Genomic DNA, 12997 nt, shown 5'->3' with positions numbered 1-12997 from the left:
TCATTAGTGCTGGCTTAGGCTCAATTATTGGAAGTCTTGCATGTTCCAGTTGCCAATATCTGCAGCTGGACCTTCTCCACCCTCTTGGCCATCTGCGCCTAGAGTGAAGATATCGATTGTACCGTTATCACCTGGGCTTAAGTATTGGTACTGGTTGCCCCAAGGGTCATTAGGAAGACGTTTGATGTAACCACCATCACGGTAGTTGCGTGGCTCTGGGTTAGATGGCTTACTAACCAATGCTTCTAGACCTTGGTCCGTTGTTGGGTAAACGCTGTTATCCAACTTGTACATATCTAAGGCATTTTCCAACGCGACAATGTCCGTAATCGCTTTTTGTTGGTCTGCCTTCTCTTTGTTACCCAATAGGTTTGGAACAACAAAACTTGCCAAAATACCTAGGATAACCACAACAACCATCACTTCTAAAAGTGTAAAACCCTGTTGTTTACTACGCTTAAACTTCATTTTTTTCTCCGAAAGTTAGATTAAAGCCATGCCGTTAGTAGACACGTCTTAATTCGAAATTATCCGCTCATCAAGTTATTCATTTCTAACATTGGCATCAAGGTCGCCATCACAATGAACAACACTAATCCAGCCATTAATGCAATCAGCGCAGGAGTAAACACACCCAGAGCAATATTGACTGTTGATTCAAAGTTTTGATCTTGGTTATCGGCTGCCCGCGTCAACATGCTCTCTAATTCACCACTTTGCTCACCACTGGCGATCATGTGTAGCATCATTGGTGGAAACAAGCGGGTTTGGTCCAACGCCTTACGCAAACTAGCGCCCTCTCGAACGTTATCCGCTGCAAGCAACACTTGCTGCTTCACATAACGGTTAGACATAACATCTACCGCAACGCGCATACCCTCTAGAATTGGAATCGCACTGGAAGTACAGATCGAAAGCGTTCGTGCGAATCGTGCGGTATTCAAACCTCGAGAGATCTTACCTATTAGCGGTAAGCTCAAGATTTTTCTGTCCCAAGCTAAGCGAAAGTCTGGCTTTTGCAACGCCAGTTTGAGGCCATAGAAAAGCGCCACCAGCACAACGAAAATAATCAGCCCCCAATCTTGCACAAACTCACTGGCTGCCAGTAAAAATTGCGTCGATTGAGGTAACTCTTGGCCCATCTGAATGATGGGTTCAATGATTTTAGGAACCACTGTCGCCAATAAGAACGAAACGATGACAACCGCGAATACCACCAAAACTACAGGATAAATCATGGCTTGAAGCAATTTAGATCGCATCTTTTGGCGGTTTTCGACATAGTCTGCCAAACGCTCTAATACGGTATCGAGGTGACCTGATTTTTCGCCCGCCGCAACCATGGAGCGGTACAGTTCATCAAACACGTGTGGGTAATCGGCAAAACTGTCGGCGAGCGGATAACCCTCGGTTACTTTCGAGCGAACCGCAGCCAACATAGAACGAATCCTCGGCTTTTCAGCCTGCTCAGAGACCGCACGCAAACACTCTTCCAAAGGCATTCCTGATTGGACTAGCGTAGACAATTGCCGTGTGATGAGTGCCAGCTCAGATGTCGAGATGCCGCGCTTAAAGCTGACTGAACCTGAAGACTTAGCCGATTTAGCTTTCGTCTCGACCACTTCAATCGGGATCATCCCTTGCTCTTTGAGTCGCTGGCGCACTTGTCGGGCGTTGTCCCCTTCTATCGTGCCTTTTTTATGCTTGCCTTTTGCATCTAGCGCTTTGTACTCAAATGCCGCCATTAGGTTTCCTTCGTCACTCGCATCACTTCTTCAAGTGACGTAATACCACGACGTACTTTGCTTAAACCATCACTGCGAATACTTGGCGTATGGGCGCGAACGGCTCTCTCAATTTCTTGTTCACCAGACTCTCGATGAATCAACTCTTGCACTTGCTCATCAACCATAATGAGCTCGTGGATACCTGTTCGACCTCGGTAGCCTTTTTGGTTACACGCTTCACAGCCTTTTGCTCGGTGCAGTTCTAACGGTTCATGCGCTTCCATACCAAACAGTTTTTTCTGTTCCGCATCGGCTTCATACGGCTCTTTACAGCTTGGACAAAGCGTTCGAACTAAGCGCTGCGCTAGCACCCCTAATAACGAAGAAGAAATAAGGAATGGCTCAATACCCATATCACGTAGACGCGTAATCGCACCCACTGCGGTGTTGGTGTGGAGAGTCGACATTACCAAGTGACCCGTTAAGGACGCTTGCACTGCAATTTGTGCGGTTTCTAAGTCACGGATCTCACCGACCATCACCACATCCGGGTCCTGACGCAGAATGGCACGCAAGCCGCGCGCAAACGTCATGTCGACCTTTGGGTTCACCTGAGTTTGACCGATGCCATCAATATCAAATTCGATCGGGTCTTCAACCGTTAGAATGTTGCGTTCGTTGCTATTGATCTCTTGCAAGCCAGCGTACAAGGTGGTGGATTTACCAGAACCTGTCGGGCCCGTCACCAAGATGATACCGTGAGGGCGGCCAATCAAGTGACGGAAGTTGTCATGCACTGAAGGGGTCATGCCCAAACTATGTAAATCAAGACGAGTCGCGTTTTTATCCAACAGACGCATTACCACGCGCTCCCCATGAGAGGACGGCATCGTCGATACACGCACGTCCACCGCACGACCACCGATACGCAACGAAATACGGCCATCTTGAGGCACACGCTTTTCTGCGATATCTAGTTTAGCCATAACCTTCACACGAGAAACCAGCAAAGGCGCTAGCTTACGACTTGGGGTCAGAACTTCACGTAATACGCCATCGACACGGAAACGAATCGAAAGGGTTTTCTCGAACGTCTCAATATGAATATCCGACGCACCTTCTTTGATCGCTTCGCCCAACATGGCGTTGATCAATTTGATGATTGGCGCATCGTCTTCCGATTCTAATAAGTCTTCATCGTGCGGCAGTTCTTCAGCCAAAGAGAAGAAGTCATCGCTATCAGCACCAATATCTTCCATCAACTGACGCGCTTCAGACGAGTCGCGTTGATATGCTTCGGTCAGCTTTTTATCAAAGGCTTCTTTATCGATAGGTTGCGGTACGAAGCTTTTCTTTAATACACGACGGACTTCAACCAGAGCCGCAGGGTTAAGCGGCTCGACATAGTAAAGAATAGGTGGACGCTCAGGATGCTCTGTCTCCAGCACCAGTTTAAAGCGGTTGGCAAAACTGAATGGCAGACGACGCATACTTGGCGCTGTGTCTAACATATCAACCATTAGTTGTTTTCCATTTGATCAATAAACGCTTGAATCTCTGTTGGGTGCTGACGCTCCTGGCCAAAGGCTGGCATAACCGGGATCTTCTCGTCTGCCATCAACTTCAACCCTTGATCCGCTTTATAAAGCTGTTCTGCGCGAATAAAGTTGTATTTACGCTGCGTAATACCGTCAGCCGTCACACCATCGCGAATAATCGTCGGCTTGATGAACACCATCAAGTTACGTTTTTCTGTTTGCGTGCTAGTTGACTTGAACAGGTGACCCAGTACCGGAATGTCACCCAATAGCGGCACTTTAGACTCACTTTCAAGTGCGCGTTCATCGACCAAACCACCAAGAACCAACATCTGACCATCTTGGATCATGACAGAGGTGTTTAACTGTCGTTTAGCAAAGCGAACGTCAACCGCACCGTTTGCGCCTAATACGTTGGAAACTTCTTGTTCAATGTTTAACTGTACAGAGTCACCTTCGTTAATTTGTGGCACTACTTTGAGTTTGATACCGACTTCTTTACGGTCAACCGTTTGGAATGGGTTGTCGTTGTTTGAGCCAGCCGTAGAGCCCGTAATAACCGGAACCTCTTCACCCACAATAAATGATGCTTCGCCATTATCCATTACGGTAATACTCGGAGAAGATAGAATGTTTGAGTTGGAGTCAGAAGCAACAGCACTAATTAGCGCTGTCCAGTCACCCATGACAATACTCATTGCCGCACCATTTACTCCGCTAAGCGCTGAAGCTAGCGTAGAGTAGTCACCTGATTCAGTAACATCATATGGCGTTCGTTCGCCATTAGAGTTGGTATAGTATTCAGTGCGGGTTTGATCTTTTGCTTCTTCTAGACCAACCATCACCTGACCAATCGGGGCTCCTGAGTTACCGTACTGAATTACAGCACCCGTTTCTAATGAACCCCACTGAACACCTAGGTTAATACCATCACCTTCAGACATTTCGACAATTAACGCTTCAATAAGAACCTGAGCACGACGAATATCGAGTTGAGAAATGACGTCTTGTAATGCCATCATAATATCTGGTGGCGCTGTTAAAACTAACGAGTTAGTTGCAGCGTGAGCAGCAATGACGACCTCACCACGCGATGCGCCTGATGTTTTCTGACCGGCTTGCTTTTCAGCTTGCAGGTTATCGGAAACACCTTTCAATACATCCACCAAGTCTTCAGCTTTCGCATTTTTCAGGTACACAACTCGGTTGTTACCTTTTGTCGCCATTTCAACATCAAGTTGACGAATCAAACGTTTCAAGCGGGCTCTTACTTTTGGATCACCAGAAATTAAAATCGCGTTAGTACGTTCATCGGCCACAATTTTAGGTTCAAGGAACTCTGGCGTGCTTTTCTGATTCGCACTTTTATTCAGTGCTTCGACAATGCGTACCATTTCAGCAGCAGATGCATTACGCAGCTCCACCAATTCAATTTCTTTATCGCCGGCTTGGTCAACACGCTTGATGATCTCTGCTAAGCGATTCACTACTGCCGCACGACCAGTAATCAAGATAATATTCGCTGGATCATAATGAACCACGTTACCGGCACCGGCGTTATCAATCAGCTGACGAAGTAGAGGAGACAACTCACGGACCGACACATTACGCACCGCGACAACTCGAGTGATAACACTATCGCCTTGCGCGCTGCCATCACCTAACACAGGGATTGCTGAGGTTTTTGAGTCTTTTGCTTTGATAACCTTAAGTACCCCATTGTCCATCTCTACGACTGCGTAACCGTATACTTCAAGGACATTAAGGAAAAAGCTGTAATATTGCTCTTCGTTAAGTACGTCATAGCTGCGGACATCGATCTTACCGCGTACTGAAGGATCAACAATGATGGTCTTTTCGAGGTTACGACCCACTATGTTGATGAATTCTTGAATATCAGTGCCTTTAAAGCTCGCACTAAATTCGTTTGCCATTGCACCTGGTACGCAGAGTAAACTTCCTGCTAGTAGCCAAGCACTTTTGCTGAACCAATGTTTCACGTATGTCTCCCTGAACTTACGCCGGTTGCCTAAGTCTTACAATTGGATATAGATATCGTACTGTTGGCCGTCTCGCTCAACAGTTAAATTTAATTCTTGCGGATCGCTCATCACTTGCATCAGTTGTACTGAAGAAGACGGATCACTTAAATCGATCCCGTTCAGTTGAACCGCAATATCACCGGGTTGTAGCCCTACATCATTAAATAATGCGGCATCACGACCAGGTGATACTCGATAACCAACAATGTCTCCGTCTTTTTTGACGGGTGAAATGGTGATGTATTTAAAAACGCTTTGTGGATCTTTCGCAATTTCCTCGCGGATTTGCTCTAATTTCTCTCCAACGTCAGACGTCGCTGCTTCTGCTCGCTGAGCTTGCGCCCTAGCTACCTGCGGCGATTCAGATAGCTTCTTATATTCTATACCTTGCATCATTAAGGTCTCGTCTCGACCTTGGTTATCAATGATGACGCGATCCACCAATACCGCTTTTAGCGTCGCACGTGTCCCTTCGATTTCTTCACCCAAACCGTACGTAGCTTGCTTACCTCGGTTAGCAATAACAGCAAGGCTGGTATTGGCATCACTGCTGGCAACCGCACCGACTAGCGTGAGGTTAAGGCGCGTCTTAGGGGCGTCTTTAACAATGGGCTGTTCTACAACTGCCGCTTTTTGCTCAGTGTATTTACCGAATAGGTTGGCATTCTGAAGGGCATTAAAATCTATCGCGTCGCCTTTATTGCTCGCGACAACGCCACTCGCCGATGGACGCCATTGCGGCACTTCCGACGATTGAGGTATGGCTAACCACACAATTTTGCCAAGTATCCATCCGGTTATCGCAATAAACAGACAGGTAAGCAACAAGCTAAGTTTGGCTTGAATGGTATAATGATTGGACTTGATCTGAGCCAGTAGCGGTCTGCTTGATAATCCTGCACTTAGCTCTAAACGTTTCACTGAATGGATTCCTTTATTCTAACGTCCGTCATTTAAGCTATAACGATAGCTATCGACTTTAAATTGCTAAATTTGCAATAAAATTATTACTCAACAAAGAGCAGTGAACTATATCACAAGTTGTCTTTCATACCTTTTTCTTATGCAGTTTTTGCCAACTCCCTTGAAAAAAATACGCCTTGACTCCATCTGTAGGTGAATAATCCATCACTCATTGCCGTATTCGGGCAGTGATTAGATAGCGTAGTGTTCTATGAGTTCCCTAAATGAAGCCGTTAGGCTAGATAAATGGCTATGGGCCGCAAGATTTTACAAAACCCGCTCCATCGCGCGTAACATGGTCGATGGCGGTAAAGTCCACTATAATGGCCAACGAAGCAAGCCGAGTAAAATCGTTGAAGTGGGCGCTGAAGTAAGACTTCGTCAAGGCAACGAAGAAAAAATCGTGATCATCGAACAAATCTCAGATCAACGCCGAGGCGCTCCCATCGCACAAACCTTATATCGCGAAACTAATGAAAGTATAGCGAAACGTGAGGAACACGCGACTCAACGTAAGCTTAATGCCCACAACCCAAGTCCGGAACGCCGCCCAGATAAAAAGCAGCGCCGAGACATCATTAAGTTCAAACACCAATAAAAGCCGGAATTACCAACGAGGAAAGCACTCCATGGCAAATAATGTTTTAAACCGCTACCTATTCGAAGATCTTTCAGTACGTGGCGAGTTGGTACAATTGGATGAAGCGTACCAACGTGTTATCTCCAGCAAGGAATATCCGGCAGCAATAGAGAAACTGCTGGGTGAGCTACTCGTTTCAACTACTCTTTTAACTGCCACTCTTAAGTTCGAAGGTTCGATCACCATCCAGCTACAAGGCGATGGTCCTGTGTCTCTTGCCGTTATCAACGGTGACCATAACCAACGTGTCCGTGGCGTAGCTCGCTGGGAAGGCGATATTGCCGATGACGCAAACATTCACGATCTAATGGGTAAGGGCTACCTTGTGATCACTATCGAACCGAAAAACGGCGAGCGTTACCAAGGTGTCGTTGGATTAGAAGGTGACACTTTAGCAGAAGTGCTAGAAGGCTACTTTGCAAACTCAGAGCAGTTAAAAACGCGCCTATGGATCCGCACTGGTGAGCATGAGGGCAAAGCACACGCAGCAGGTATGTTGATTCAAGTGATCCCTGACGGCACTGGCTCTCCAGATGATTTCGAACATCTAGAGCAGCTCACTGATACAGTAAAAGATGAAGAATTGTTTGGTTTAGAAGCGAACGAGTTATTGTATCGACTATATAACCAAGACAAAGTACGTCTGTACGAGCCGCAACCTGTCGAGTTCCATTGTGGCTGTTCTCGTGAGCGTAGCGGTGCCGCAATCATCACCGTTGAGAAATCTGAAATTTATGACATTTTGGCAGAAGTTGGATCAGTTTCTTTACATTGTGATTACTGTGGCACAACTTATACGTTCGACGAATCTGAAGTCACTGAACTGTATGCACAAGCTTCTACGGACAAGAAAACCCTGCATTAATTTACATAGCTTATCAAGCACGTAATTTACCCTACAAAAGGCCAGCTTAATGCTGGCCTTTTTGTGATCAACCCCTCGTAATAACTAGCCTCAAGCGTAATAAAACAACTGCTTAATTTTAAACAATTAATAATGATTTTGCCCTAGCGCAAAGGATTGCGTGCACGATAGACTATTCCCACCAATATGTGACGGGTTACCTAAAACCTTATTGAAATCATGGGTAAATTTTGAGCTATCTCCCTGTTTTCTCCCCGCCCCGTTGCTAGCATGGTGAGCAGATTAAAATTAAAACATTCTTACAAAATCCCTACAAAATCCTTATAAGGAGCACCTATGACCGTTATGGAACATACTAAGGCTGCAACACTTGATCTAACCAAGCACGGACTGCATAACGTAAAAGAGGTTATTCGCAACCCAAGCTACGAAATGTTGTTTGAGGAAGAAACGCGTGAAGACCTAACCGGTTATGAGCGCGGCGTGGTTACTGAACTAGGTGCGGTTGCCGTTGACACTGGCATCTTTACTGGTCGCTCACCAAAAGATAAATACATCGTCAAAGACGCTACGACAGAAGAACATATGTGGTGGACGTCTGATCAAGTGAAAAATGATAACAAGCCAATCACTCCTGAAGTGTGGGACGAGCTAAAAGAACTGGTCACAAACCAGCTTTCTAACAAACGCTTGTTTGTTGTTGACGGTTACTGTGGTGCAAACCCAGATACACGTTTGAGCATTCGTGTTATCACAGAAGTCGCATGGCAAGCGCACTTCGTTAAAAACATGTTTATTCGCCCGACAGAAGAAGAGTTAGCGACATTTGAACCAGACTTCGTGGTAATGAATGGCGCAAAATGCACTAATCCAAAATGGGAAGAGCAAGGCCTGAACTCAGAAAACTTCACCGTATTTAACCTAACTGAGCGCATACAACTTATCGGTGGTACTTGGTACGGCGGTGAAATGAAGAAAGGTATGTTCGCGATGATGAACTACTTCCTTCCACTAAAAGACATCGCATCAATGCACTGTAGCGCTAACATGGGCAAAGATGGCGATGTAGCGGTATTCTTCGGTCTATCTGGTACGGGTAAAACGACCCTGTCGACTGATCCTAAACGTGCGCTAATTGGTGATGATGAGCACGGCTGGGATGATGACGGTGTCTTCAACTTCGAAGGTGGTTGTTACGCAAAAACCATCAAACTTTCGAAAGAAGCGGAGCCGGACATCTACAATGCAATTCGTCGTGATGCACTGCTAGAAAACGTAACAGTACGTGGCGATGGCTCTATCGACTTTGATGATGGTTCGAAAACAGAAAACACACGTGTTTCTTACCCTATCTACCATATCGATAATATCGTTAAGCCAGTATCAAAAGGCGGTCACGCGAATAAAGTGATCTTCCTATCAGCCGATGCATTTGGCGTACTGCCTCCAGTATCTAAATTGACACCTGAGCAAACTAAGTACCACTTCCTGTCTGGCTTTACCGCCAAACTAGCGGGAACAGAGCGCGGTATTACTGAGCCAACACCAACTTTCTCTGCTTGTTTCGGCGCGGCGTTCCTAACGCTCCACCCAACAAAATACGCGGAAGTACTGGTAAAACGCATGGAAGCAGCGGGCGCTGAGGCTTACCTAGTGAATACTGGTTGGAACGGCACTGGCAAACGTATCTCTATTCAAGATACACGCGGAATTATTGATGCCATTCTTGATGGTTCGATTGAAGATGCACCAACTAAGCACATTCCTATCTTCAATCTTGAAGTACCAACGTCACTACCAGGTGTGGATCCAAGCATTCTAGACCCTCGCGACACGTACGTTGACCCACTTCAGTGGGAAAGCAAAGCGAAAGATTTAGCAGCGCGCTTTATCAATAACTTTGATAAGTACACAGACAACGCAGAAGGTAAATCTCTGGTTGCGGCTGGTCCTCAGATTGATTAAATCGAGTAACAGCGACGTCGCGTAAACTCAGTGAAAAGTTGGCATTAACTTATCACCTTTACGTAGGCCAAGTTACAAAAATTGCTTCAAGCCCCTCTTTTGAGGGGCTTTTTATTGAATACCACAGAATATTGATACAAGCTAAAGCCTATCTAGTTTTATTTAATAACACACGTAGGTTCTAGCAAAGATGAAAACAGCGCGTCGAGTTCTACTTCTGTTACTGGTTATCTTAGTTACCATTCCGGCCGCTACGATTGCGCTGCTAACAACATCTTACGCGGACGCAACCTGGCGCTTGCTGTCAAACACCTTTTCTCTTCCCTTCCGGGCCGAAAGCGTGCGTTATGGCTTTCCCTATCACCTAACTTTACAACGCGTGAACACCAGCGGAGACGATGCGTCTTACATCGAGCAAGTCGATTTATGGATGAATCCCGATGTTTATCGCGATGGTAAATGGATCGTTGATAGTTTATTGATTGATGGTATGAGCTTGCAGTATGGCGCACCAAAGCTCCCACCTTTAGACAACGTTTTATTCCATCAAATCGCGCTCAAAAATATTGATTACGCCGACGAGCAGTTCTCTGCCAATGGCATTGACCTTCAAATTCAATCACCACAATGGAATGGTCAATTAATACCATATGGCGAAGTTCAACTTGCGGCCGACCAACTCTATTGGAATGGCGAAGCCTTTAATCAAGTCTTAGTCGATATAGACTACAAACCGCAAGACAGTACGCTTTATGGCACCTCTTTTAACTGGCGTAACAGTCAAATATCTGGGCAAGGGGAGCAGTATCCTCAAGGCTGGTCTTTAGTAAATGTGACCATCAACAAGCTGAAACTGAGTAATACGCAGCGCCAATCACTGCTTGCAAAACCTTGGCACGATCTACCATTTAGCATTAATCATATTAATAGCTTAGATTTGCTTAACGCCGATATTGAATGGGGCGACTGGCACTGGCAGAACTTGGATCTTTCTGTGGAAAACGCCACACTGCCACTGTCTCTCTGGAAGACAAAAGCTCAAGTGTCATTGCAGGCGGATAGCGTTCGATTCCAGCAGCAAACCGCAATAGAGCCACGTTTGAGTGCCGCTATCGAGCCAGGAACAATCCAGCTCAACGAGCTCAGCTTAGATTGGCAGCAAGGTCGAGTGCAAGTTTCTGGATTGTTCACGCCAACACAATGGAAGCTCAAAGAAGCCTCTATGCAAGGCCTCAAGTGGGCAACACAGCCAGAAGACAACCTAAATTGGTGGCACACCGCCACCAGCGAGTTAGAGCATGTTGCAATCGAACGACTCGACATTGAGCGCAGCCAAATTATCCAGCTATCTCACGAACCTTATTGGCAACTTTCCGGTTTAAATATCGAAGGGCAACAGCTTGATATTAAACAGTCGGCTCAACGTTGGGGCCTTTGGCAAGGCGAATTGGAAGTCAGCGTTGTCAACGCCAGCTATGACCAAATACTCACGTCTCACGCAGCACTTGCCATGCAAAGCAAAGATGGCTTTTGGCAATTGACTCGCCTTTTTGCGCCACTCGAGCAAGGCTACGTAGAAGGCATCGGACAGATAGATTTGAGTACCCCAAGCCAACCTTGGGCGCTCAACGTCAATGCTGATGGTATTCCCTTATCGCTCTTCCACGATTATTTTTTACCCGACACACTGGCTATTGATGGTTTTTCCGATCTCAGCCTCGATCTACAAGGGTTATCAGGTGATCGCAACATGCTGGCCTACAGTTTGTCGGGTGAAGTGGAAGCCAACCTCCGAGATACTCGCTTGAAGTCCCAAGCGGATCATTCGCTCAAAGCCATTACCCTAAGTCCACTGCGTTTAAGCGCGCAACGAGGGGAAGTTGCCATAACGCCGGTCACAATTTCAGGAAAAGCCATAAGTGGTAAGGTTTGGGGAACATTTGATATGGCCAACAACCCGCTAAGTGGCATTACTTATCAATTGGAAGAGTCGTGCGGAAACATTGAAGGCGATCTACTAAGTGGTGAAACCCACCGTAATGAGTGCGTGAACGCATCAAAACTGGCCGAGCCTACTGATATTGAGACTCCACAAAAAAATGAGCCTTCCATCGAGCAACCTATCGTGATTGATAACATCAATTTGGAGACTCAAGAGGAAGAGCTTTACGAAGAAGTTATCGAAGAAGATGAAGTACCCGACACGAATACCGCAGCAGAACAAACCCTCTCACCGACAGAGCAAGAAAGTGAAACAGATAAGCGCCCAGCAGATCAGTCGGCGCTTAACCCATCAGCAACTGAGTAACTGCGAGTAGTTCGGTATCAACATATAGGTACCGACAAAATCCACAGCTGGCGTGTCACCACTATAAATCACTACGTGAATAACGATGCGTGCTTTGCGTCCCGACTCCAATCGGTCTAGGTCACCACTGATCCCATCTAACGAAGTACTCGCCACGGGGTTTTGTTCGACTGGTTGACGATAACGAATCGAGCTGTCGGCCAACACAATATCACCGTGCAGCCCACGCTCTTTAAGCAGCAGCCACGTCATCCCCCACCCTGTCAGGGTTGCTAAGGTAAAAGCTGACCCGGCGAACATGGTGTTATGGGGATTAAGGTTAGGATTAAGCTGCGCACAGCATTCAAACTGGTAACCCGTGTACTGGTTAATTTTGATCCCCATTTTGTCGCTAATTGGGATTTGTTGCTCCCAGCGCTGTTGAAGCTCAGTACACCATTCAGGGCGACGTAACACATTGGCCATCGGATCCAGTTGCTTCACCATTTGCTGATGGCGCACAGGGCCACGCTCATCGGTCAGCTCGCCTCGACGCTCAAAGCCATTTTTTTCATAAAAGGCGATGGCATCTTCACGGGCATTACACACCAAGCGTTTCGCTCCTTCTTGGCGCGCTAACGACTCTAGTGCAACCAAAACCAGCGAACCCATCCCTTTGCTACGGCGATTATTTTTAACCGCCATATAGCGGATCTGGCCATCATTGTCCGGCGTAATGTATAAACGGCCAATCGCCATAGGACGACCTCGACCATCAACAATCATGCGGTGATGGCTCATTTCGTCGTATTCATCGCGCTCAGAGCCGATCGGCATACGCCATGGCTCACGAAGCAGTTGCCAGCGAAACTGATAATACTTGTTTATCTGATTATCGGTTTTGGGAGTAATGAGTTTGAACATATCAATCCTTTGAAAGCACAACACTAATCAGTGTCGGAAAAATTAC

At 46.4% G+C, this 12997-nt stretch carries 10 protein-coding genes; 4 read left to right on the top strand and 6 right to left on the bottom strand.

What is annotated here, in order from left to right:
- Positions 1 to 24 precede the first annotated feature (24 nt).
- Genes gspG through gspC form a run of 5 tightly spaced genes read right to left on the bottom strand, consistent with a single transcriptional unit; the run spans position 25 to position 6228 of the window.
- The gene (gspG, locus tag R7Z47_RS16420; RefSeq protein ID WP_005379298.1) at positions 25 to 468 is read right to left on the bottom strand and encodes a type II secretion system major pseudopilin GspG; all 444 of its coding nucleotides are present in this window, start codon (positions 466 to 468) and stop codon (positions 25 to 27) included.
- Between the two features lie 59 nt (positions 469 to 527).
- A complete protein-coding gene (gene gspF / locus R7Z47_RS16415; protein WP_005382993.1) occupies positions 528 to 1745 on the bottom strand; it encodes a type II secretion system inner membrane protein GspF in 1218 nt (405 codons plus the stop codon).
- A complete protein-coding gene (gene gspE / locus R7Z47_RS16410; protein WP_005379296.1) occupies positions 1745 to 3247 on the bottom strand; it encodes a type II secretion system ATPase GspE in 1503 nt (500 codons plus the stop codon). The genes gspF and gspE overlap by 1 nt, the downstream gene beginning before the upstream one ends.
- Positions 3247 to 5265 (bottom strand): type II secretion system secretin GspD, encoded by a 2019-nt coding sequence (gene gspD, locus R7Z47_RS16405; RefSeq protein WP_005379295.1) that lies wholly within the window; start codon positions 5263 to 5265, stop codon positions 3247 to 3249. The genes gspE and gspD overlap by 1 nt, the downstream gene beginning before the upstream one ends.
- Before the next feature lie 36 nt (positions 5266 to 5301).
- On the bottom strand, positions 5302 to 6228 hold the full coding sequence (gspC, locus tag R7Z47_RS16400; protein ID WP_256903251.1) for a type II secretion system protein GspC: 927 nt from the start codon (positions 6226 to 6228) through the stop codon (positions 5302 to 5304).
- Between the two features lie 253 nt (positions 6229 to 6481).
- On the opposite strand from gspC, the gene hslR reads away from it, so the two are divergent.
- The 4 genes from hslR to R7Z47_RS16380 all read left to right on the top strand — a co-directional run bounded on the left by hslR (position 6482) and on the right by R7Z47_RS16380 (position 12048).
- Positions 6482 to 6868 (top strand): ribosome-associated heat shock protein Hsp15, encoded by a 387-nt coding sequence (gene hslR, locus R7Z47_RS16395; RefSeq protein ID WP_005379292.1) that lies wholly within the window; start codon positions 6482 to 6484, stop codon positions 6866 to 6868.
- Positions 6869 to 6899: 31 nt separating this feature from the next.
- Positions 6900 to 7775 carry an Hsp33 family molecular chaperone HslO gene (gene hslO, locus R7Z47_RS16390; protein ID WP_213877196.1) on the top strand — a complete coding sequence of 292 codons (876 nt, stop codon included), beginning with the start codon at positions 6900 to 6902 and terminating at the stop codon, positions 7773 to 7775.
- 336 nt (positions 7776 to 8111) lie between these two features.
- Positions 8112 to 9740, top strand: coding sequence for a phosphoenolpyruvate carboxykinase (ATP) (gene pckA, locus R7Z47_RS16385; RefSeq protein ID WP_318130268.1), 1629 nt, complete (start codon positions 8112 to 8114; stop codon positions 9738 to 9740).
- Positions 9741 to 9930: 190 nt separating this feature from the next.
- A complete protein-coding gene (locus R7Z47_RS16380) occupies positions 9931 to 12048 on the top strand; it encodes an AsmA family protein (protein WP_262606845.1) in 2118 nt (705 codons plus the stop codon).
- Here R7Z47_RS16380 and R7Z47_RS16375 read toward each other — a convergent pair.
- On the bottom strand, positions 12034 to 12951 hold the full coding sequence (locus R7Z47_RS16375) for a bifunctional GNAT family N-acetyltransferase/hotdog fold thioesterase (protein WP_005379283.1): 918 nt from the start codon (positions 12949 to 12951) through the stop codon (positions 12034 to 12036). The genes R7Z47_RS16380 and R7Z47_RS16375 overlap by 15 nt on opposite strands.
- Positions 12952 to 12997 lie beyond the last annotated feature (46 nt).

The sequence above is a fragment of the Vibrio sp. 1641 genome, assembly GCF_033339995.1.
GTDB classification, from domain to species: Bacteria; Pseudomonadota; Gammaproteobacteria; order Enterobacterales; family Vibrionaceae; genus Vibrio; species Vibrio alginolyticus.
Note: the sequence above shows the minus strand (reverse complement) of the source record. Positions and strands in the feature narration are given on the sequence as shown.